General features: G+C 45.2%; 18 protein-coding genes and 1 pseudogene. 14 read left to right on the forward strand and 5 right to left on the reverse strand.

What is annotated here, in order from left to right:
- Nucleotides 1-500: 500 nt before the first annotated feature.
- Nucleotides 501-1,532 (reverse strand): threonine aldolase family protein, encoded by a 1,032-nt coding sequence (locus tag FYJ57_RS00895; protein WP_154431187.1) that lies wholly within the window; start codon nt 1,530-1,532, stop codon nt 501-503.
- Between the two features lie 212 nt (nt 1,533-1,744).
- Here FYJ57_RS00895 and FYJ57_RS00900 point away from each other — a divergent pair, with 212 nt between their 5' ends.
- Nucleotides 1,745-2,014, forward strand: a complete 270-nt coding sequence (locus tag FYJ57_RS00900) for an FmdB family zinc ribbon protein (RefSeq protein ID WP_022171700.1) — start codon at nt 1,745-1,747, stop codon at nt 2,012-2,014.
- Nucleotides 2,015-2,105: 91 nt separating this feature from the next.
- On the opposite strand, the gene FYJ57_RS00905 is transcribed toward FYJ57_RS00900, so the two are convergent.
- Entirely contained in the window at nt 2,106-3,044 is a 939-nt protein-coding gene (locus tag FYJ57_RS00905) for a M14 family zinc carboxypeptidase (RefSeq protein ID WP_205839880.1), read from the reverse strand.
- A gap of 37 nt (nt 3,045-3,081) precedes the next feature.
- Between FYJ57_RS00905 and FYJ57_RS15085 the strand changes: the two genes are divergently transcribed.
- Nucleotides 3,082-3,237: a hypothetical protein gene (locus FYJ57_RS15085; protein WP_205839881.1), complete on the forward strand. Its 156-nt coding sequence runs from the start codon at nt 3,082-3,084 to the stop codon at nt 3,235-3,237.
- Here FYJ57_RS15085 and FYJ57_RS16470 read toward each other — a convergent pair.
- Nucleotides 3,222-3,266, reverse strand: a pseudogene (locus FYJ57_RS16470) (hypothetical protein); the annotation flags it as partial. The gene FYJ57_RS15085 and the pseudogene FYJ57_RS16470 overlap by 16 nt on opposite strands.
- Before the next feature lie 140 nt (nt 3,267-3,406).
- On the opposite strand from FYJ57_RS16470, the gene FYJ57_RS00910 reads away from it, so the two are divergent.
- From FYJ57_RS00910 to glmS, 7 genes are all read left to right on the forward strand, one after another.
- Nucleotides 3,407-4,354, forward strand: coding sequence for an AAA family ATPase (locus tag FYJ57_RS00910; protein WP_154431189.1), 948 nt, complete (start codon nt 3,407-3,409; stop codon nt 4,352-4,354).
- A 34-nt stretch (nt 4,355-4,388) separates the two neighbouring features.
- Nucleotides 4,389-6,167, forward strand: coding sequence for a vWA domain-containing protein (locus FYJ57_RS00915; RefSeq protein WP_154431190.1), 1,779 nt, complete (start codon nt 4,389-4,391; stop codon nt 6,165-6,167).
- 114 nt (nt 6,168-6,281) lie between these two features.
- The gene (locus FYJ57_RS00920; RefSeq protein ID WP_154431191.1) at nt 6,282-8,060 is read left to right on the forward strand and encodes a phosphotransferase; all 1,779 of its coding nucleotides are present in this window, start codon (nt 6,282-6,284) and stop codon (nt 8,058-8,060) included.
- Complete coding sequence (locus tag FYJ57_RS00925; protein ID WP_154431192.1) at nt 8,053-8,775, forward strand: NTP transferase domain-containing protein; 723 nt, start codon at nt 8,053-8,055, stop codon at nt 8,773-8,775. The genes FYJ57_RS00920 and FYJ57_RS00925 overlap by 8 nt, the downstream gene beginning before the upstream one ends.
- A gap of 7 nt (nt 8,776-8,782) precedes the next feature.
- Complete coding sequence (locus tag FYJ57_RS00930) at nt 8,783-10,312, forward strand: BCCT family transporter (RefSeq protein WP_154431193.1); 1,530 nt, start codon at nt 8,783-8,785, stop codon at nt 10,310-10,312.
- A 431-nt stretch (nt 10,313-10,743) separates the two neighbouring features.
- Complete coding sequence (gene glmM, locus FYJ57_RS00935) at nt 10,744-12,129, forward strand: phosphoglucosamine mutase (protein WP_022172174.1); 1,386 nt, start codon at nt 10,744-10,746, stop codon at nt 12,127-12,129.
- Between the two features lie 109 nt (nt 12,130-12,238).
- Nucleotides 12,239-14,077, forward strand: coding sequence for a glutamine--fructose-6-phosphate transaminase (isomerizing) (glmS, locus tag FYJ57_RS00940; RefSeq protein WP_154431194.1), 1,839 nt, complete (start codon nt 12,239-12,241; stop codon nt 14,075-14,077).
- A 134-nt stretch (nt 14,078-14,211) separates the two neighbouring features.
- Here the strand turns inward: glmS and FYJ57_RS00945 are convergent, their stop codons facing one another.
- A complete protein-coding gene (locus FYJ57_RS00945; RefSeq protein ID WP_235904315.1) occupies nt 14,212-15,759 on the reverse strand; it encodes a ComEC/Rec2 family competence protein in 1,548 nt (515 codons plus the stop codon).
- Nucleotides 15,760-15,997: 238 nt separating this feature from the next.
- Between FYJ57_RS00945 and miaB the strand changes: the two genes are divergently transcribed.
- Together miaB and FYJ57_RS00955 are read left to right on the forward strand one after the other, a co-directional pair.
- Nucleotides 15,998-17,428, forward strand: coding sequence for a tRNA (N6-isopentenyl adenosine(37)-C2)-methylthiotransferase MiaB (miaB, locus tag FYJ57_RS00950; protein WP_227339012.1), 1,431 nt, complete (start codon nt 15,998-16,000; stop codon nt 17,426-17,428).
- Nucleotides 17,429-17,586: 158 nt separating this feature from the next.
- A complete protein-coding gene (locus FYJ57_RS00955; RefSeq protein WP_154431195.1) occupies nt 17,587-18,924 on the forward strand; it encodes an MATE family efflux transporter in 1,338 nt (445 codons plus the stop codon).
- Here the strand turns inward: FYJ57_RS00955 and FYJ57_RS00960 are convergent.
- A complete protein-coding gene (locus FYJ57_RS00960; RefSeq protein ID WP_205839882.1) occupies nt 18,897-19,778 on the reverse strand; it encodes an AraC family transcriptional regulator in 882 nt (293 codons plus the stop codon). The genes FYJ57_RS00955 and FYJ57_RS00960 overlap by 28 nt on opposite strands.
- A 427-nt stretch (nt 19,779-20,205) precedes the next feature.
- Here FYJ57_RS00960 and FYJ57_RS00965 point away from each other — a divergent pair, with 427 nt between their 5' ends.
- From FYJ57_RS00965 to FYJ57_RS00975, 3 genes are all read left to right on the forward strand, one after another.
- Entirely contained in the window at nt 20,206-21,756 is a 1,551-nt protein-coding gene (locus FYJ57_RS00965) for an alpha-amylase family glycosyl hydrolase (protein WP_022171792.1), read from the forward strand.
- A 130-nt stretch (nt 21,757-21,886) separates the two neighbouring features.
- Entirely contained in the window at nt 21,887-22,951 is a 1,065-nt protein-coding gene (locus FYJ57_RS00970) for a Gfo/Idh/MocA family protein (RefSeq protein ID WP_154431197.1), read from the forward strand.
- An 81-nt stretch (nt 22,952-23,032) separates the two neighbouring features.
- A complete protein-coding gene (locus FYJ57_RS00975; RefSeq protein WP_154431198.1) occupies nt 23,033-23,911 on the forward strand; it encodes a sugar phosphate isomerase/epimerase family protein in 879 nt (292 codons plus the stop codon).
- The last annotated feature ends 39 nt before the right edge of the window (nt 23,912-23,950 follow it).

Consider the following 23,950-nt stretch of genomic DNA (forward strand, 5'->3'; position numbering starts at 1 on the left):
ATATTATGTAGCGACAGTAGGCAATATTACAGAAGAAGCTGTAAAAGAATATATACAGCAGCAAAAAGAAGAATCTAAAAGAGAAGATACACGACGGTAAGCCTCTTTCAGAGGCAAGCCGGTATGAATGCTTGAGGCATCCGCCTTTTAGGCGTGCAGGCATAGGACCCTTATAGGGTCAACAACAAACCACCACTTGAAGTGGTGGTTATGACTTTCGACAGCAAAACCTTACATATCTATTTCTTATCAGAAAGATTCACTTTCCAAAGACACAAGATTTTTTACAGCCTCAGCGTCTACGCAGACTTTCACGAGGGTCAGCCGACCCTCGTGAACATAGTCGGAGTTGACGATTAGCTCAGATTTGCGTTACCAGCGGTTGTCCGCTCCCAACGGGCATGCACTCCCTTTCGTCCGTCCTTTCGTCCGTCCTTTCGTCCGTCCTTTCGTCCGTCCTGAAGTCCTGAAGCTCCCTCTTCGAACGAACAACAGACAAGTTACAATTTCTCAATATCCCCGATCAACTGAGCCACTTCTTCCTCTGTGGTAGCCCAACTCGTACAAAATCTCGCAATAACCCCGTCCGGTGTACTTCCGGTTTTTTCAAATGTATAATTCTGTCCAAGCACTTCCTGCTGCTTTTCATTCAAAATCACAAACTGCTGATTCGTAGGACTCTCTACCCAGAAAGTAATCCCTTTCTTTGCAAAAGCATCCCGGATTTTCATAGCCAGCACATCCGCTTTTTTCGTGATTTCAGAATAAAGATCATTCTCCAGCAACGTATAAAACTGCAGTCCCAGAAGCCATCCCTTTGCCAGAACTGCTCCGTTTTGCTTCATAAAAGCTTTAAATCTCCGTTTCAGATCATTCGAAGTGATAACCACAGCCTCACCAAACAAAGCGCCGCATTTTGTTCCGCCAAAATAAAAAACATCCGTAAGAGCTGCAAAATCCTCAACGCTGATATCATTTTCCACAGCACCAAGTCCATATCCAAGACGTGCGCCGTCCACAAACAAATACATTCCATATTTATCACAAACCTCACGGATTGCTTTTAATTCTTCCAGTGAATACAAAGTGCCCTGTTCGGTAGGAAAAGACAAATAAACCATCTTAGGTTCTGTATAATATTCCGGTTCGTTTTCCTCATAATAAGCACCGGCGCATGCGTCAATCTGCGCGGCGGTGATTTTTCCGTCTGTATTTGGGATCGTCTGGATCTTGTGGTTTGTATTTTCCACGGAAGCTGCCTCGTGACAGTTAATATGTCCTGTATCTGCAGCAATCACACTCTGAACAGAAGAAAGCGCACTGGCGATCACGATAAAGTTTGCCTGCGTAGCACCCGGGAAAAAGTGAACGGCTGCATCCGGGCAATGAACTCTTTCTCGGATCAGGTCGGCTGCTTTTTTACACCATTCATCTTCACCGTACCCTCCAAAACTATTATCATTGACAGCACTCAACGCCTCCAGAATCTCAGGATGGGCACCGTGATTGTAATCATTATTAAAACGTATCATAATTAGAATTCTCCTTGTATAAAAATTGATTTACCCCTAGCCACAGGATGGAAAAGATTTGTACTTATTGTATCTGTTCCAGGGGAAAATAGCAAGATAAAATAAAGCAGGCAGTCATGATACTTGCTATCCGGTTGTGGGAATGGTAAAATTGATAAGAAAGCGGATGACTTTTTTGCTTATTCTCAGAAAGAAAAGAGGAGTATAAAATAATGTATTACGTACCAGACGGCACCAAAGAGTGCGGATTTTATGAATGTAAAAAATGCGGCAATCGGTTCCTGTCCCTGCAGACGATGAAAAGAATCCCATGCCCGGACTGCGAAGCCGAGATTGACTATGAAATCGGTCCGGATGAGTCCCTGGAAGATGTTCTTGATACCGCAGAACTGATCGAGAAAATAGAAGGTGTGGAAGAAGTAGAAAAAATGGATGCCCTGCTGAGCCTGGCGATCACCGGTGGAGATGACAGCTGGATCTGAGAAATACAAATCTGTAAGCAAATAATCGAAAAAGACAGTCATACAGAGGAAGACAAAGATTTCCTCCTGTATGGCTGTCTTTTATGTATAATTATAATGTTTTAAGCATTTCCTCCCACACAAACTGATTTTCCTCCCAGATAGTTTCAAACTGATCAGGTGAAACAGGGGTATCTCCGGTGCCGACTTCGATGGTCAGACTGGGAATCCCCTGACTCAGGATCGCCCAGTCCTTATACCCGGCGGGATCGAGAGCCTGATAATCAGCGTCCAGTGGATAGCCTGTTGCAGCAGCGATCGTGTTGGCAAAAGAGAGAGTCTGGTCGTAGAGACTGCCTTCCTGGCCGAAATACCAGTAAATGACATCTCCCTGTGTGTGATAGCTGATCGTACGGGAAAAGTGTTCCTGTAGAGTAAGCTGAATAAGAGCATTACTTTCTGCTTCACATCCGGGTGCCGTTCCTTTGTAATGATCGGCAGATGGGTGTCCGGCAGGATCCGCGTAACTGTCCCATAAAGCATCAAAGTTTCGGTTCAGATCCACACCGTTTGCATTGGATTTCCATTGTTCGAGATAATCATTATCTGAAAGAGAAGCCCCATCCATCTGTGAGATCTGTTCCAGATTCTTCCGGACTGTATCGGTCTGAACACCGTCCAGTCCCTGTTGACTGATGGAAACACCATCCGGATTTACCATGCAGATCACATGGATCGCTGTATCCTGAAGCAGATCTTTATAGGAAATATCTCCGTAGGAATCTCCGCTTTTTATATGTTTAAGAAAAGAGACTGTCTGCTTCATGACAAGCTGACAGGTGATATATTCCCGGGCGTGAATACCGCCGTTGACCAGTATTTTTCTGGAAGCATCTTCATTTCCGATAATAAAATGGAGAATCTGCCGCCCATCTGCAGTTTCTCCGAGACTGTCCGCAGAGAAAACAGAGGAATAACGGGATTTTAACAGATCAGTATCTGAAACCAGATCTTCGTAGGTATAGATAGATGGATTATGATCAACGATCAAAGGCTTATACTCCTTTCGACAGAAGAAAATAAAAACGGTGGATAAAACAAGAATAAGAACGACAGCGGGAACAGCCAGACGGCCAACGAGCCTGTGCTGCTTCTTTTTAGGCCCGGGATGTCTGGATCTTTGTGCTGACACAGCAGTCAGCCGTGTGCCGCAGGAACTGCAAAAATTTGTGCTGTCATTATAAGCCGCACCGCAGCTTGAACATTTTTTCATGAACCTTCCCCCTCATAAATAATGTATGCAGATATCTTATCACGAAAGCAACAGCTTCACAACCGGATTGATTTTACAAATAACAGATTTGTGATATGATAGTTACAGCATTTCAGAAAGAAACAGAAAGGAAGTAATCAATGGTGTTTGATATCATAGAGCATCTGCAGATCAGACCGGAATTAAAGGAGTCCATACTTGAATTTCGAAAACAATATCCCGTGGAGCCACAGTTTCAGTCCAGGATACCCGTTCCGAGTAACATTTATTATGGAACAGATATCTGGGAAAGGGCAGTGACGGCACTTTTATGCGGGAAAAATATTTTGCTTGTTGGTCATAAAGCCACCGGAAAAAATATTTTTGCGGAAAATCTTGCCGCCGCATTCGCAAGACCGCGGTGGGATGTATCGTTTCATGTCAATATGGATGCTGCATCTCTGATCGGTATGGATACTTTTAAAAAACAGGAAGTAATTTTCCGTCCGGGTCCGATCTGCTGTGCGGCGCAGCATGGTGGATTTGCGGTGCTCGACGAGATTAATATGGCAAAAAATGAAGCTCTGGCGGTACTTCATGGAACGCTGGACTTTCGAAGAAGCATCGATGTGCCGGGATATGAGCGGATCGACCTGCACCCGGCCACCCGTTTCATCGCCACGATGAACTATGGGTATGCGGGAACAAAAGAACTGAACGAAGCACTGGTTTCCCGCTTTGTGGTGATCCGGATGCCGATGATCTCGCAGGAACACCTGATTTTGTTATTACAGGATCACTATCCGACACTGAAAACTGAAGGTGCAAAAGAACTGGCAGCCGTCTACCTGGATCTTCAGAAAAAGTGTGAAAATGCCCAGATTTCTTCCCGTGCCATGGATCTTCGGGGGCTTCTTGACGGTGTGGCACTGATGGAAAAAGGATTGAACGTACAGGATGCGCTGGACATGGGAATTACCAATAAAACCTTTGACCCATATGAGCAGACACTGATTCAGGATACGATTCGGGGACGAATCTCAAAAAAGATGAAACCGGAAGATTTATTTGAAGAAAAATGTGGTTCTCGCAGAAAAGAATTCGCATAAACACTCTATCATAATAAAAGGACAGTGCAAAGACATGGAACAGCAGGAGATGCAGGAAGAACGGAGAGCGAGAAATTTTGTTTGGGCAGCGGCGGAACAGTATGGGCTGGAACCGCTGTTTCTCGCCTATGCACCGGATGGGACGGCGGATATGTATCTGAATATTATTATCGGTCTCAGTTATAAGTGGTATGATGCCCAAAAACTGGAAACATTTTTTCATATGCTCGGTGGCAGGCAGGAGGAACTATATCAGGGGATGCTGTGGATCGGTCTGGAACAGGCATTATACGAAAAAGAACAGGCGCATCGGCCGGCACTTACGGATCTTCGCCAGGAATATGCACAGGAAAATCTGGGGAGGTATCGTTCGTTTAAAGAATATGAACTGATTGATCAGCTGCGAAACGGACATTGTGCGGCTATTCTGGGTCAGGACTCCGGGTTATCCGGAAGAATGGAAGAACTGCTTCAGGAACTGACGTTTACCGGAGATATGGAGATCGAACAGATCATCGCCAGGATGAAAGTGATCCTGTGGAAATATTTTTCTTATGAACCGAAGCCGATAAAAAAAGAGCGGGGAACGTATTTTCTGCAAAAACTGCTGCCTGCATTTCATTCGATCGGCAAGATGCATGCTACCTACGTGAAGACAAAGCGGTATGACGATCCGGTGTGGGAAGAGTCCGGAAACGGAGGAACCATGGAAAGAGCCAGACATTATCTGCTTCAGTTTTCCAGGAAGGGAGACGGGGAAAAAGACCGGGCGTATATTGAGGGATGTTTTGGTTCCAGTATCTGTTCTCCCGGGGAAGAAAAACTGATGGAAGAAGAATTGTGTACAGAGAATCATAAAAACAGCCATATTTATATAACCGAAGGATATTCGAAGGCTGTTTCTCCGGCCGGAGAATGGTGGAACGAAAAAGCGGCTGAAGCGGAAAAGAAGATTGACAGAAGAGAGGCAAAGGGGATTCAGGAGTTCCGGGAGAATTGCAGAAGACAGACAGAGAAAAATCGGCAGTATTACGAGAAAAATCGAACCATCTATGAGAACAGTATCCGCAGAATGACAGAAAAACTCCGTCTGGAACTGGATACCCGCCTTGATGACGTTCCTTTACGGGCAAGACAGGGAAAAATCTGTGCCAGTCAGGTATGGAGAGCACTGTATCTGGAGGATCCAAGAATCTTTGAAAAAAGAGAAGAGGTATCAGATGCAGGGTTCTCCGTAGATATCCTGATTGATGCGTCCTCCTCCCGGAAAGACAGTCAGGAACAGATTGCAGCGCAATCCTATATTCTTGTGAAAAGTCTGGATCTTTGCAGGATTCCGCTACAGGTGTATTCTTATTGCAGTATTCGCGGATATACGGTTTTGCGGTTGTTTCAGTCTTACGGGGAGATAGACCGGGCAGAAGAGGTATTTTCCTATGTGGCGGTGGGGAATAACCGCGACGGACTGGCACTTCGGGGAGCCGGTCATCTGATGGAAAACAGTGAACAGGAGAAGAAGTTATTGCTTGTCCTCACCGATGGCAGCCCGCAGGATGACCGGATCGCAGCCGAAGGTGCATTTTACAAAAACAGAGAATACACGGATCAGATTGCAGTGGAAGACACGACCGAACAGGTACAGCACCTGAAAAGGAAAGGCATTCAGGTCGTAGGTATTTTCATGGGGACAGAGCGCGGACTCCAGACCGCTCACCGGATCTTTGGACGAGATTTTGTGCGGATCGAGAATATTCAGCAGTTTTCCGAAGTGGTGGGAAAGATCCTGCAGGAGAAAATCAGGGAGATAATTTGACAAATCCTGTTTATTGTGCTAAAGTATGACAAGAGTAATTCGTACCCGGTTTTCCAGGTGAAGACCGGGTTATTTATAAATCAAATGTTCACAAAAGGAGAAAACAGACTGTATATGAACAAACAAGAAAGCGATATCATGAAAATACTATTACAGACTCCCTTTATCAACCAGCGGATGCTGGCAGAAGCTTCCGGACATTCGCTGGGGGTGGTGAATCGTTCGGTGAAAGAACTGGTGGCTCAGGGCTATCTGGATGAGCAGTTATGGCCGACTTCCCGGGCAAAGAAAGAATTTCAGGAGCGGTCTCCGAAAAGAGCGATTATCCTGGCAGCCGGTTTCGGGATGCGGATGGTTCCCATCAACACAGAGGTGCCGAAAGGACTGTTGGAAGTCAACAAAGAACCTCTGATTGAGCGGCAGATCCGCCAGCTTCATGAAGTCGGGATCCGGGAGATCTATGTGGTAGTCGGATTTATGAAAGAGCGATATGAGTATCTGATCGATGAGTTTGGTGTGGAACTGGTGGTTAATCCGGACTATATGACGAAAAACAATTTACATTCTGTCAGGCTGGTGAGACGCCATCTGGAGAATGCGTATATCATTCCCTGCGACATCTGGTGTGACCGGAATCCCTTTGACCGGTACGAGTCCTACTCCTGGTACATGGTCAGTGATCTGGTGGAAAATGAAAGCTCTGTCCGCGTCAACCGGAAAATGGAACTGGTCACGGTTCCGGAAGGAAATGGCGGCAATGCAATGATCGGAATCTGTTATCTGACCGGGGAAGAAGCAGGTATCGTTGCGGAAAACATAGAAAAGCTGAGCAGGGATCTGCGATATGACGGTGTTTTCTGGGAGGAAGCATTATATCGAAAAGATAAAATGATCGTTGCTGCCAGGGTGGTACACGGTTCGGATGTTGTAGAAATCAATACATACGAACAGCTGCGGGAACTTGACAGCCATTCCGGCCAGTTAAAAACCGATGCGATCCAGGTAATCTGCCAGGCACTTGGTGTAAAACAGGACGAGATTACCGATATCACCGTACTGAAAAAGGGAATGACCAACAGATCCTTCTTATTTACAACTAAGGGAAAAAAATACATTATGCGCATCCCCGGTGAGGGAACGGAACAGCTGATCGACCGGAGGGAAGAAGCAGCAGTTTATCAGACCATCGACGGAAAGAAAATATGCGATGACATTGCATATATCAATCCGGAGAATGGATACAAGATCACGGAATTTCTGGAAGGTGCGAGAGTCTGTGATCCTGAATGTCCCGGGGACGTGGAAAAATGCATGAAGCGCCTGAGAAGGTTTCATGAGATGAAACTGCAGGTGGAGCATACCTTTGATATTTTCGGGCAGATGGAGTTTTACGAAAAGCTGTGGGGTAATACTCCATCAGATTACCGGGATTATCAGAAGACAAAAGAGCATGTACTGGAACTTCGTCCATATATTGAACAGTGGAGTGGGGAAAAGGTACTGACCCATATCGATGCAGTGCCGGATAATTTTCTGTTTATAGAAAAAAACGGTGAAGAGGAGATCCGCCTGATAGACTGGGAGTACGCAGGGATGCAGGATCCTCATGTAGATATTGCCATGTTTGCTGTTTATGCGATGTATGACAGGGAGCAGGTGGATGCGCTGATCGATGCTTATTTTCCGGAAGGGTGCAAAAATGAGATCCGGATCAAGATCTACTGCTATATCGCAGCATGCGGACTTTTGTGGAGCAACTGGTGTGAGTATAAAAAAAGTCTGGGTGTAGAGTTTGGCGAGTATTCGCTGCGGCAGTACCGATATGCGAAAGAGTATTATAGAATTGTAAAGGAAGAACTCAGTCAAATCAAAGGAGCAAAAAATCATGAATAAAGCAGAACGGGCAATTATAATGGCTGCCGGTCTGGGCAACCGGATGCGGCCAGTCACACTGACCACACCGAAACCACTGGTGAAAGTCAACGGTGAGCGGATGATCGATACAGTGATTCAGGGTCTTCATGAGAATGGGATCACGGAAATTTATATTGTGGTTGGTTATCTGAAAGAACAGTTTTACACGCTGGAACAGGAATATCCGGGTGTGACAATTATTGAAAATCCTTATTATGATACCTGCAACAACATTTCTTCACTGTATGTAGCGCGGGATCATATAGAAAATGCCATGATCCTGGACGGTGATCAGATTGTGTATAACAGAACAATCCTTTCTCCGGAGTTTGAACGTTCCGGTTATAATAGTATCTGGACGGACGAAGAGACGGATGAATGGCTGCAGCAGGTAGAAGACGGAATCGTTGTTTCCTGCAGCAGAAACGGAGGGAAGGGTGGCTGGCAGCTGTACAGCATCTCCCGATGGAGCAAAGAAGATGGAAAACGGCTGAAACATCACCTGGAAGTGGAATTTGAAGAGAAGAAAAACAGACAGATCTACTGGGACGATGTGGCGATGTTCTGCTATCCGAAGGAATACCGGCTTGGCATCCGACCGATGCATCCGGGTGATCTGATCGAGGTGGATAACCTGGAAGAGCTGATCGCCCTGGATAACAGCTACCGTGATTTATACACAAAAAAGGAGTAACATAGTGATGAATAAAAATATAACAAATACAAAAGGAAAGATCGACTGGATGATTACACTGGTTCCTCTTGGAATCGTGATTGCACTGTGCATCCTGTTTTTTCTCCTGCCGGATCAGTCAAATGCAGTTCTGAGCCAGATCCGGTTTTTCTTCGGAGATACTTTTGGAACATATTATCTGGTGATCGGACTTGGAATTTTCCTGTTGTCTCTGTATATCGCAGGATCGAAATACGGCGATATCGTACTTGGTGAAAAAGGAGAAAAGCCGAAATACTCTTTCTTTTCCTGGGGAGCAATGATGTTTACCTGCGGTCTTGCAGCGGATATTTTATTTTACTCTTTCTCGGAATGGGTATTATATGCGACAGATCCTCACCTGGAAGAGATGGGAAGCATCCAGGAATGGGCAGGCGTCTATCCGCTGTTTCACTGGAGTTTTATCCCGTGGGGATTCTATCTGGTACTGGCTGTGGCATTCGGTTTTATGCTCCATGTAAGAAAAAGAAACCGCCAGAAATACTCTGAAGCCTGCCGTCCGATCCTGGGGAAACATACCGATGGCTGGGCAGGAAGAATCATTGATCTTCTGGCTGTATTTGCCCTGCTTGCAGGAACGGCAACAACCTTCAGTGTGGCAACACCGCTGATGGCAACGATCATCGGAGAGCTTTTTCATATTACAGTAAGCCGGACAGTTATCAATGCCATTATTTTACTGGTAACATGTGCTGTATATACATATTCTTTGCTCCACGGATTTAAGGGGATCAGCAGACTGGCAAATATCTGTATATATCTCTTTTTTGGATTGCTGGCTGTTGTCCTTCTGTTTGGAGGTGAAACCCGTTATATCATCGAGACAGGTCTGAGTTCACTGGGAACCATGGTTCAGAACTTTATCGGTCTTTCTACCTTTACGGATCCTCTGAGAACCTCAAACTTTCCACAGAACTGGACGATTTATTACTGGGCATACTGGATGGTCTGGTGTGTGGCAGCACCGTTTTTCATCGGCAGCATCTCCCGTGGAAGAACCGTCCGCCAGACTATTCTGGGAGGTTATGGTTTCGGCGTTGGATCCACTCTGATCAGTTTTATCATCCTCGGCAATTACTCCATGGGAATGCAGGTAACCGGAAAAGCTGATTTTATCGCACAATATCTGAAAGATGGCGATCTCTATGGAATGATCGTATCCATGATCAAAACCATGCCCTGTGCCCCGGTTATCATGGTAATAGTACTGCTGACGATGGTTGCCTTCTACGCAACTTCCTTTGACTCCATTGCCCTGACAGCCTCCTGCTACAGTTACCGCAAACTCGAAGAAGGCGAACAACCCGACCGGGGAATCCAGCTGATGTGGTGCCTTCTGCTGATCGCATTGCCGATCGCATTACTGTTTGCGGAAAGCTCCATGAGCAATCTGCAAAGTGTGAGTATTGTGGCTGCCTTTCCGATTGGAGTGGTAATTTTGTTAATTGTTGGAAGTTTCCTGAAAGATGCGAAAAAATACATAAACGAAACCAAATAGAGATAAACATGAATGAAAAAAATTCTGTTTCTTAAAAAGAACAAGAATACGTGAACTGATTTAACATATCATATCTAAAAGTCAGCCGAAAGAGTCCGGTTTCCAGGGTGGACTCGCACTGTGTGGGCGGTTAGCGACTAGCTCAAAGTTGCCCTGCCCACGCGAGTCCCCCTGGAAACCGGGCTCTTTCGGCGTCCGTCAGACAACAACTTTTCATTTCCATCTCTAAAAAGCATGAAAGTACTTGCAACATCTCCCTATTTGTACTATGATAGAAGCATTGAATTTACAATAAATCCAATTTAAATTGGTCCAGCGGACCAATTATTGACATATCATGCAATAAAAACATGAAAGTAACCGACAAACACATGAAAAAATCCAAGGCTGAAACAAACAGCCGGATGTGATTATGAAGGGAAAAAAGAAAAATGGGTAAATATTTTGGAACGGATGGCTTCCGTGGAGAAGCCAATGAAAACCTAACTGCAGACCACGCATACAAAATCGGCCGATTCCTGGGCTGGTACTACGGAGAACAGAAACGCAGAAACGGGGATGATACACCGGCACGGATCGTAATCGGAAAAGATACCCGGAGATCCAGCTATATGTTTGAATACACACTGGTAGGTGGTCTGGTAGCTTCCGGGGCAGATGCATACCTGCTTCATGTAACCACAACCCCATCCGTTGCCTATGTGGCAAGAACCGATAATTTTGACTGCGGAATCATGATCTCCGCCAGTCATAACCCATATTATGATAATGGAATCAAACTGATCAATGGAAACGGAGAAAAGATGGATGAAGAGACCATCGCTCTCGTAGAAGACTATCTGGACGGAAAAGTAGAAGTATTTGGTGAAACTTATGAAGAAGTACCATATGCACATAAAGACCGGATCGGATGTACGGTGGACTATGTGGCAGGAAGAAACCGCTATGTCGGTTATCTGATTTCTCTTGGTATGTATTCTTTCAAAGGCATTAAGGTTGGTCTGGACTGTGCCAACGGAAGTTCCTGGAATATCGCGAAAGCCGTATTTGATGCTCTGGGAGCCAAAACCTATGTGATCAACGCCCAGCCGGACGGAACCAACATCAATAACAACGCCGGATCCACCCATATCGAAGGACTGCAGAAATATGTAGTAGATAACGGACTGGATGTAGGATTTGCCTACGACGGAGATGCCGACCGCTGCCTGTGTGTCGATGAAAAAGGCAATCTGGTAGACGGAGATGCCATTCTCTATATTTATGGAAAATACATGAAAGAGAGAGGAAAACTTCTGACCAACACCGTGGTAACTACGGTCATGTCAAACTTCGGTCTTTATAAAGCGTTCGATGAACTGGGTATCGGCTATGCAAAAACTGCGGTAGGCGATAAATATGTATACGAATATATGAACCAGAACGGCTGCCGGATCGGAGGAGAACAGTCCGGTCATATCATTTTTTCAAAATACGCTTCCACCGGAGATGGTATCCTGACCAGTCTGAAGATGATGGAAGTCATGATGGCTAGAAAAGCAAAGATGAGCCAGCTGACCGAAGGTCTGACTATTTATCCGCAGGTTCTGGAAAATGTAAGAGTAGTCGATAAGACAGCTGCCCAGGAAGATCCGGATGTGAAAGCTGCGGTAAAAGCAGTGGAAGAGGCACTGGGAGACACCGGACGTATCCTGGTCCGTGAATCCGGAACAGAACCGTTACTTCGTGTCATGGTGGAAGCCGAGACCGAAGAATGCTGCCGGAAATATGTCGACCAGGTAGTTGGCGTAGTAAAAGCCAAAGGTCATGTGGCGTAAAATAGAACATACTGTTCTGTCGGGTACTTCAGGCAGAATGGTGAGTGTATATGCATAATCGCGAAAACAAGTGCAGTAACACAAACGATCTGAGAGGAGAAATAATAATATGTGTGGAATCGTAGGCTATACCGGAATGCACAGCGCAGCCCCGGTTTTACTGGATGGACTGTCCAAACTGGAATACCGTGGATATGACTCTGCCGGTATCGCAGTCAGAGACGGGGAAAAACAGGCAGAGGTGATCAAAGCCAAAGGCCGCCTGAAAAAACTGATCGAAAAGACCAATGGTGGCGACTCTGTACCGGGAACCTGTGGAATCGGACATACCCGTTGGGCAACTCACGGAGAACCTTCTGAGAATAATGCACATCCTCATACGAGCGATGATGGCAATGTGGTAGCTGTTCATAACGGTATTATTGAAAACTATCAGGAATTAAAAGACAAACTGATTCGAAATGGCTACACCTTCTATTCAGAAACCGATACGGAAGTGGCTGTCAAACTGGTGGATTATTATTATAAAAAATACGAAGGCACACCGGTAGATGCCCTGACACACGCCATGGTTCGTATCCGTGGCTCTTATGCCCTGGCAATCATGTTCAAGGAGTATCCGGAAGAGATCTATGTGGCGAGAAAAGACAGCCCGATGATCCTTGGGGTGGAAAACGGAGAGTCCTTTATTGCATCTGATGTTCCTGCAATCTTAAAATATACAAGAAATGTTTACTATATCGGTAACCTGGAGATGGCCCGTGTCAGAAAAGGAGAGATTACGTTCTTTAATCTGGATGGCGATGAGGTGGAAAAACAGCCGAAAGTCATTGAATGGGATGCGGAAGCAGCAGAAAAAGCAGGATTTGAGCATTTTATGATCAAAGAGATCCATGAACAGCCGAAAGCTGTAGCAGATACGCTGAATTCTGTTCTGCATGATGGTGTGATCGATCTGAGCGATGTGGGGCTTTCCGAGGAAGAAATCAAAAACATCAGTCAGATCTATATCGTGGCATGCGGATCTGCCTATCATGTAGGTATGGCAGCGCAGTATGTGCTGGAAGATCTTGCAAGAATCCCGGTTCGTGTGGAACTGGCATCTGAATTCCGCTACCGGAAACCACTGTTAGATAAGAATGGTCTTGCTATTATCATCAGTCAGTCAGGGGAAACCGCAGACAGCCTTGCCGCACTTCGGGAAGCAAAATCAAAAGGTGTCCGTACTCTCGGAATCGTCAATGTGATCGGATCTTCCATCGCCAGAGAAGCAGATAATGTCTTCTACACTCTGGCAGGACCGGAAATCTCCGTGGCAACCACAAAAGCCTACAGTACTCAGCTGATTGCTTCTTACCTGCTGGCGATCCAGTTTGCGAAAGTGAGAGAGGAGATCACACAGGAGCAATATGACGGTCTGATTGCAGAGCTGCAGACGCTTCCGGAAAAGATTCAGAAGATCATTGATGACAAAGAACGCCTTCAGTGGTTTGCCGCAAAACAGGTCAATGCGAAAGATATTTTCTTTATTGGCCGTGGCATTGATTATGCCATCAGTATGGAAGGCAGCCTGAAGATGAAAGAGATCAGCTACATCCACTCTGAGGCATATGCCGCAGGTGAACTGAAACATGGAACGATTTCCCTGATTGAAGATGGTACACTGGTGATCGGCTGTCTGACCCAGCCGGCACTGTATGAAAAGACCGTCAGCAACATGGTAGAATGTAAGAGCCGTGGCGCTTATCTGATGGGACTGACGACATACGGCAATTATAATATTGAGGATACTGCTGACTTTGTAACGTATATTCCAAAGACAGATCCACATTTTGCAACTTCACTGGCAGTGATACCGCTGCAGCTGATGGGATATTATGTGTCCGTGGCGAAAGGACTTGATGTAGATAAACCGAGAAACCTGGCGAAGAGCGTGACAGTGGAATAGAGATAACGATTCGGAAATATGAAATCATAAAAATGCATTTTGTTTTCAGCAAACAGAGGTTTACATTGAAAACAAGATGCATTTTTATGATTTACAGAAAAGTTTATTCGGTATTTTTTAAAAACGAAAAATACCTATCTAAAACACTTCTTACAAGGCTCATACCCCCGACTTTCCGCCTCTGACCTGCTGATCTCGCTTGCCTTGCTTGGGTCAGTCTGTCCGCAGTTATTTTTATTATGGTACTTGGATCCGGTAGCTGTGATCCATACCATTTCTTCGTTGGAAGTAGAAGAAGTATCCTGTGGAGCCGCTGTTACCTGTGGGGTGGCTTCCACCTGGCTGGAAGCACCTGCACTTGCAGCAGAGACTTCCTTATTTCCGGAAGAGGAGTTTTCATTTGCAGCTGCCATCGAACCTGAAGAACTGCTGCCTTTTGATTTGCTCGTCTGTGCCTGTGTTCCCTTATCCTCTTTATCTCCTGGGCTGTAGTCATTGCACGGTTCCTGGTCCCAGGTGATGGTTGTTCCGTCACTGACAGCGATGATCGTGCCCTGTTTATCGGTACGATATACCTGAATATCCATGGATTCCAGCTTGTCCATCACATCTTTATCCGGATGTCCGTACTGGTTATCCTTTCCGCAGCTGATCACTGCATATTCCGGAACGGTTGCCTGGAGAAAATCCCAGCTGGTAGCTGTGGCAGAACCGTGATGTCCCGGAACCAGTACATCGCAGGAGAGGTCAATGCCGGATTCACACATGGCTTTTTCACTGGTGTTTTCCGCATCTCCGGTGAAAATAAAAGAATTATCACCATTTGTCAGTTTGATCGCCACTGAATTCTTATTGCTGTCATTCGGATCAATGGTTGCCGGAGCCAGGATCTGAAAACTTCCGCTTCCGAAAGAAAATTCAGTACCGACTGCAGGATGCTGCATCGGAAGTCCTTTGTCGGCAACTGTCTGGATAAAGGACTGATACAGTTTACTGTCATGTTCATAATCACTGGAAATTACATTTTTTACATCAAAAGCATTTAAACATCCGATCAGTCCTGCCATATGGTCACTGTCATAATGGGAAGAGATCAGATAGTCAATGGTGGTAACATTCTGTTTTTGCAGATAAGAAACCACAAAACTGGAAGTACTCTTATCACCACCGTCATAAATCATGGTCTGCCCATCGGACTGTACCAGGATACTTAATCCCTGTCCCACATCCAGAAAATGAACTTTCATCTCACCGGCTTCTTTTGTCGGCTCCGGTGTAGGAGTTTCTGTCGGTGTAGGAGTTGCGGTTTCTTCCGGTGTGGTCTCAGGTGTGGGAGTGTCTGTCGGAACTTCCGCAGGTGTAATCTCCGGAGTATCCGTTACAACAGCTTCCGGTGTGTCAGAGGCCTCATCAGTAATGGCAATTGTTCTGGACTGCGCTGCACTTTCCGGGGTAAACGGTGTGGCAGCGATAAAGAACAAAAGCGGCACCAGAAGCGGAACCCATCGGGCAACCGCTGCTTTTTTACGAATCAGATTCCAGATAAATGGAAAAAGAGACACTCCGGCAAGAGTAACGCATAAGCCGAACGGAACAGAAGCAGACAGATTTCCAAGTCCGCCAATGATCAGTACGACTGCGAAAATATACCGGAGAATGTAGAAAGTTTTTTTTCGTTTCATCGTAATCCTCCCTTGTGAATCAAGTAATTATTTTTATTATGATATCAACTTCTTATAATACTATAGATGGAAGGAAAGGTCAAAAATTCATTGAAATTACCCTTACCATCCAGTATAATAATAGATTGCACGGTAACTGCGCGCTATTCGCTCAGTTCCATTATTTACGAAAAAAACGATGTGACTGCCTTCTGAAAAACAGGAGCGAAACCGCAGTTGCGAAAGGATGAAAATAAAGATGGAAAATAAAAAAGAAACTCTTACCGCTGCTGAAGAACAGAAACGCCAACAGCAGTTTATTGAAAAAGCCCGCATCTATGTCAGAGAAAAATCAGAAGAACTGGGACGTCCGTTATATGCCTGTACGACTACCTTCGGGTGCCAGATGAATGCCCGCGACTCCGAAAAACTGGATGGTATTCTGGAGGCGGTCGGTTATATCAAGACAGATAAAGAAGACGAAGCAGACTTTGTTATTTACAATACCTGTACAGTCCGTGAGAATGCCAACCAGCGTGTCTATGGCCGTCTGGGATATCTTGGCAGCATGAAAAAGAAGAAGCCACATATGATGATTGCGCTGTGTGGCTGTATGATGCAGGAAGCACATGTGGTGGAAAAACTGAAAAAGAGTTACCGGTTCGTGGATCTGATCTTCGGAACCCATAACATCTTCAAGTTCCCGGAACTTCTGTGTTATGCTATGGAATCGGACCGGATGATCATCGATGTCTGGAAAGATACCGATCAGATCGTGGAAGACCTGCCGGTAGATCGAAAATACAAATTCAAATCCGGTGTCAACATTATGTTTGGATGCAACAACTTCTGCAGTTACTGTATCGTACCGTATGTCCGTGGCCGTGAGCGAAGCCGGAATCCGGAAGATATCGTAAGAGAGATCGAACATCTGGTAGCGGACGGTGTGGTGGAAGTCATGCTGCTTGGTCAGAATGTAAATTCCTATGGAAAAAATCTGGAGCATCCGATTACATTTGCACAGTTGTTAAAAGAGATTGAAAAGATTGAAGGGCTGAAGAGGATCCGGTTCATGACCTCTCATCCAAAGGATCTGTCCGATGAACTGATCGAGGTGATGGCTGAGAGTAAAAAGATCTGTCCGCATCTTCATCTGCCTCTGCAGTCAGGCAGCAGCCGGGTGTTAAAAGAGATGAACCGTCGGTATACAAAAGAGTCCTATCTGGCACTGGTTGACCGGATTCGTGAGAAATTGCCGGATATTTCTCTGACGACAGATATTATTGTGGGATTTCCGGGAGAGACAGAAGAAGACTTTCTGGAGACCATGGATGTAGTCGGAAAAGTGGGATATGACAGCGCATTTACCTTTATTTATTCCAAAAGAAGCGGAACACCTGCAGCGGCCAAAGAGGATCAGGTGCCGGAAGAGGTTGTAAAAGATCGTTTTGACCGTCTTTTAGCGCAGGTGCAGGAAATTGCACGAGAACGTTCTTCCCGTTTTGAGGGAACGGTACAGGAAGTTCTGGTAGAGAGTGTCAACGATCAGGATGCATCTCTGGTAACCGGACGAATGGGCAATAATCTTCTGGTACATTTCCCGGGGGATGCTTCTATGATTGGCACATTCAAACAGATTCATCTGGACGTATGCAAGGGATTCTACTATATGGGAACGCCTGCAGAATAGAAAATGTTACTGTTCACTCTGACTTTTACCTCAACATCATAGAATAGTATCAAAACAGAATAGTAATGTCATGGAAAAAGTATCATTTCAGTAGTAAAATACTGGCTAAAAGCAGACAGTATTTGGAAAGTACCGTTTAGACATCAGGAGGTAACATAATGGGTAAGAACACGACAAATGATATGACGCAGGGAAACTGTATGCGTTTGCTGGTACAGTTTTTCCTGCCGATCCTGGCAGGAAATCTGTTTCAGCAGTTATACAGCTTTGCAGACTCTATGGTGGTGGGAAAAGGAATTGGCGATACGGCACTTGCGGCGGTTGGAAACACCGGTTCCGTACATTTTCTGATCATCGGTTTCGCAATTGGTCTGACAGGAGGATTGGGAATCTGTATTTCTCAGTCTTTTGGAAGTGGCAATTATGAAAAACTTCGTAAAGAGCTGGCAATGTCTGTCTGGATCTGTCTGGCCGTTGGGATTGTGATCACAGTGGTAAGTCTGGCCTTCATGCGGCCATTATTTACATTTCTCCATACACCAGAAGATCTGATGACGGAAACACTGCAATATTTCGGAACAATTCTTGCGGGAACCACCATTACAATTTTTAATAATTTTGCCATGACACTTCTGCGTTCCGTCGGAAACAGCAGGGTGCCTCTGGTTGCAATGATAATTTCCGCCATTGCTAACGTTCTGATGGATCTGTTATTCGTTTTCCCGTTACACATGGGTGTTTTTGGCGCAGCGTTAGCCACTGTTCTGGCACAGGTTCTGTCTGCCCTTTACTGCTGTTACTACATAGGAAAGGAAAAAAATCTGATCCCGAAAAAAACGGACTGGAAACCACTGGGTGTGATCATCAAAAAACTGACATTGAAAGGCCTGCCGGTTGCCGTTATGAATTCTGTCACTGCAGTGGGTGGAATGGTATTACAGACATTTGTCAACAATATGGGAACAAGCTATGTGGCTGCCTATGCGGCATGCACCAAGATCCTCAGTCTTTTTGAACAGCCGGCAAATACAGTGGGCCTGGCACTTCTTACTTTTGTGGGACAGAATTATGGTGCCGGAAAAAAGGAGCGGATACGTACCGGTATCCGGGAAGGAGTTATCCTGACGATCCTGATAAATATTCCACTGGCTCTGATGTTGCTGTGTATTCCTGAGTTTCTGACTTCTTTCATGTTAAATGATGCGTCGATTATTTCTTACACAAGAGATTTTCTGGCGGTTACAGGCATCTGTCTGTTTCCTCTGGGATGGCTGTTTGTGTTCCGCAACGGGTGTCAGGGCATGGGACATACGTTTGTTCCGATGCTTTCAGGAGTCCTGGAAGTGTCTCTTCGAGTGGTCATGGTAAAGCTGCTGACTCCATATCTGGCCTTTCGTGGTGTTGCTCTGGCAGAAGTATCTGCCTGGATCGGCGCCTGGATCATGTTGATGATCACTTACTGGATCTATCAGGAAAGAACGGATTCTTTTCGGTAAGTCTGAGGAGAACATCCTACCTTGGTGCGAAACTGTCGATTGAAATTTGAAAGGTTATGAAATCCGGTATCGAAAGCAATGTCGGAGATATTGCGATCCGTATTGCGCAGAAGGTCGCATGCTGATCGGATACGTACCTGATTCAGATATTCAATGGCTCCGAGACCGAAATTCTGTTTGAAACAGCTCATAAAGTAACTGTTGCTCATATGAGCGATCTTTGCCAGCTGCTCTATGGTAACAGATTCGGAATGATGTTTCTGTATATAAGTGAGAACAGGCCGAAGTGTTTCGGTTAGCCGGGATTCTGTCGAAGCCGTGTGTTCGGTACAGAGTCCCGGTGTCGATGCCAGCAGATAAAATAAGCGGAGCAGTTCGCTTTTCAGCAACAGATCCGACGTTGCAAGATTATTGTGCGCACACTGCATAATAGTCCGGACCGAATCATGGAGTTCATGATACCCCGGGGTTTCCTGAGATACAGGGACCAGAACTCTTCGTCTGGAAGAAAAGATCGGCAACAGAATATCTGTATAACAACGGTCATCGTAACTTCCCACCAGCATATTCTGATGAAAAACAATGGTATCATAAAAAAAAGAGCTGTGCTCATCCGACATGATAGCATGAAGGACGTTGGGCTGGATCAGAAAGATGTCTCCCGGTTTGGCAGAGATGGTCTGATCCTCGTATTTGAAAAAACCATTTCCAGATTTTATGTAATTTAATTCCATTTCACTGTGCCAGTGCAGCGGTACACTCGTAAAATAATCCGGTATACCGCAGTCATAGTAACTGTATGGAACCTGAATGGATCCGTGTTGGCACTTTTCTTTTATCGCATAAAGATTCATAACATACGCCTCCGTAAAATAAATATCTCCGGCAGAATAATTAAAATCATAGGATAGTATTGCAAAGAATACTGTTTCCGGGAAATATAAAAGAATCAGTTGTAATATATCATATAATGATACGTGTCGCAACGGAAAACAGAGAAGGGTATGATGTTGCAGAATGAAAATCTGTGGCATCAGGAACCCTTTTTTGCTGTGCAAAATAATATAAATTATTTTTTGAGAATGAAATAAAGGATAAAAATAACCAAAAAAAATATATGGATAAGAAGAAACACAAGAACATTATACAAAAATAATAGAATAGTATCAGAAATAAATAGTATATTGTTTGAAACCTAAGAAAATAAATAGTATTCTGGTAAAAGAAGGTAGTTGTTATAGAGAAACGAGACAACATTAGAAAGAAAGAGGGTTTTACAAAATGTCAAAATGGTTAGATGATGCAATTTTTTATGAAATCTATCCGCAGTCATTTAAAGATACTAACGGGGACGGCATCGGAGATTTTCAGGGTATTATCGAAAAATTAGATTATATCAGAGAACTTGGATGTAACGCTTTATGGATCAATCCTTGTTTTCTCTCTCCGTTTGGAGATGCAGGATACGATGTTGCAGATTACTGTCGTGTAGCTCCTCGTTACGGAACAAACGAAGATCTGAAACAGTTATTTGAAGAAGCACATAAAAAAGGAATTCATGTACTGCTGGATTTGGTGCCGGGACATACTTCTATAGAACACCCATGGTTCATCGAATCCATGAAAGCAGATAAGAACCCATATACCGACCGCTATATCTGGACCGATAAAGTATGGGAATCACCGGAGGTCAGCTTCGGCGGCTCTCTGAGAGGTATCTCTGAGCGTGACGGTGCGGTGGCTGTCAACTTCTTCTCCAATCAGCCGGCATTAAACTATGGTTTCTATCAGCCGGATCCGGAGAAACCGTGGCAGCAGTCAATCGACGATGAAGGACCACAGGCAACTATCGCAGCAATGGAAGATGTAATGAGATTCTGGCTGGGTATGGGCTGTGATGGCTTCCGGGTAGATATGGCAGAGTCTCTGGTGAAAAATGATCCGGAGAAAAAAGGGACCATCCGCGTATGGAAACAGATCAGAGAATTCCTTGATAAAGAATTTCCGGATGCAGCAATGGTATCTGAATGGGGTGATCCACAGAGATCTCTGGAGGGAGGATTCCACATGGATTTTCTGCTGGAGTTTGGTACTTCACATTCCAACGATCTGTTCCGCTGCAAAGAGCCGTATTTTTCATCCCGTGCAAAAGGAAATATCTATGATTTCGTAGAATCCTATAAAGAAAACTGTGAAAAGACAGCCGGCAAAGGTCTGATGTGTATGTTTTCAGGAAACCATGATGTAGACCGCCTGGCACGCCATCTTCACGGTGATGAATTGAAAGTGGCTTTTGCATTTATCCTGTCTATGCCAGGTGCGCCATTTATCTATTATGGCGATGAAATCGGTATGCGTTATGTAGAAGGACTGAAATCTGTAGAAGGCGGTTACAACCGTACCGGTTCCCGTTCTCCGATGCAGTGGGATGACAGCACCAATGCAGGCTTCTCCAGTGCACCGGCAAGTGATCTGTATATTGCCATGGATCCGGATAAAGATCGGCCAACAGCAAAGAAAGAGATGGCAGCTCCGGATTCTCTGTATCATGAAGTAAAAAAACTGATCCGGATCCGTCAGAGCCACAAAGCTCTGCAGAGCCGAGGAAAGATCACTTTTGTTTATGCAGAAAAGAATGCATATCCGCTGGCATATATCCGTGAAGCCGGTGATGAGAAGATCCTCGTGATCATCAACGCAGCCGCAGAGGCAAAAACATTTGCATGCGATGCAGAGCCAAAAGAAGCAATCTATAACTTTGGCGCAGCCGCAGAGGCTAAAAATGGAAAAATAACTGTTCCGGCACAGTCAGCAGGATTTTACCGGATCTGAGAAAACATAAGATAGTTGATAGTTGTTCGCAAAGATTTATGCGATTCGTATAAATTCTGTACATCGCGAAGCGTGTTACTGGGCACAGAGTGAACAGTAACGTTATGATAATTATATATGGAGGTGTAAAATGAGGGAAAACAAAGTAGTTTACGGACTGATCGGATATGGCGGCATGGGCAGATGGCATACCGAGATCCTTTCCAATGTTCCGGAAGCTATAATCGGTGGTATCTATGACATTAAGGAAGAAAAGAGAGAAGAAGCGAAGGAGAAGGGCTTTTCTGTATATGAAACAGAAGAAGCCATGCTGGCAGATCCGGATATCGATGTGGTTCTGATCGCTACTCCGAATGACTGCCACAAACCCATCGCCATTCGTGCCATGCATGCAGGGAAGAATGTAATATCGGAAAAACCGGTGACATTATCTTCCGCTGATCTGCTGGAAATGGAAAATGCAGCCAAAGAGACAGGAAAATTACTTACTGTACACCAGAACAGACGGTGGGATGATGATTTCCTGATCATCAAAAAGCTGGTAGAGGAGCAGAAACTGGGCCATGTCTTCCGGATCGAGAGCCGTGTCCATGGTTCAAGAGGTATCCCGGGCGACTGGAGAAAAGAAAAGGTCCATGGTGGCGGAATGGTCCTGGACTGGGGCGTACATCTGCTGGATCAGATCTTATATATGTACGGTGACAGAAAGATCGAGACCGTATACGCATCACTTACCAATGTCACCAACCAGGAAGTGGACGATGGCTTCACTGCTATCCTGACATTTGAAGGTGGAACGGAAGTCCTGGTGGAAGTCGGTACCAACAATTATATTTCCCTGCCGAGATGGTATGTACTGGGAGAAGACGGTACCGCAGTGATCCGGGACTGGCAGTTAAACGGTGAGATCATCCGTAAGACCGGTAGGACGGAAGAGACGGTAGTACCGGTTAAGACAGCAGCCGGTCTGACAAAGACCATGGCACCGAGACGGGAAGATACCATTGTGAAAGAGGACTTGCCAAAGGTATCCGGAGATATTGCAGACTTCCACAGAAATGTAGTTGCAGTGATCCGGGACGGAGCAGAACCTGAGATCAAACTGTTCCAGGTGATGCGTGTCATGAAACTGATGGAAGCAATCTTCCGGTCAGCGGAGACAAACCAGGTGATCAAATTTCAGGATCAGGTGTAACAGGGAAGAACGTGAACAATTATAAGTAGAAACCATAAATAAAAATTAAAAATAAATGGGAGAAAACAGGAGGAAATAAGTATGAAACAGATTAAAATCGGAACCTGCGTGCCGGGAACAAAGGCGGAAGAATGGTTAAAGGGATTTGCGGGAAAAGGCTTCGAAACATTTTCCATCAATTTCCATATGTCACTGGAAGGAACAGACCTTGACAAACTGGCACTGACCACAGAACAGATTCTTGCCGGTACAGATTCCAAGATCACTACACTCGGATATTATTGTAACCCGATCCAGTACGCAGAGCACAGAAAGACACTGGAAAAGGTGATCTGCACTGCTGAAAAATTCGGAGCTACCCATGTAAGCACCTTTGCAGGAGCCTGGGAAGGAAAACCGGTAGAATCCGCATACGAAGAGTTCGGAAAAGTGTTCCGTGAACTGGCAGACCTTGCAGAAGAAAAAGGTGTGAAACTGGGTATTGAAAACTGCCTGATGGATGGAACCTGGGAACATGCCACCTGCAACATCGGTTTCAACCCGAAAGCCTGGGAAGTGATGTTTGAGGAAGTAAAGAATGACAACTTCGGTCTGGAATGGGAGCCGACCCACCAGATGGTACAGCTGATCGACCCTGTGGCAGAACTGAGAAAATGGTGCAAAAAGATCGTCCATGTACATGGAAAAGATGCGACCATCGACTGGGATGCAGTAAGACACGGCGGAATCTCCGGAGCAGTTCCGTTCGTATGGCACCGTATGCCGGGATTTGGTGACACAAACTGGAGAGATATCATTTCTATCTTAAGAAGCAACGGATATGAGGACGATATCTGTATCGAGGGATATCATGATCCGGTATACAACGGAGAACTGGAGATGACCGGACAGCTCCACGCACTGAACTATCTGAAATGGTGCAGAGGCGGAGAGTTCACACCAACTCCATGGGAGAAATAATACAGATATACAGAGACAGAAAGAAACAGGAGGGCATTC

The organism is Oliverpabstia intestinalis (genome assembly GCF_009696065.1).
Classification (GTDB): Bacteria; Bacillota; Clostridia; order Lachnospirales; family Lachnospiraceae; genus Oliverpabstia; species Oliverpabstia intestinalis.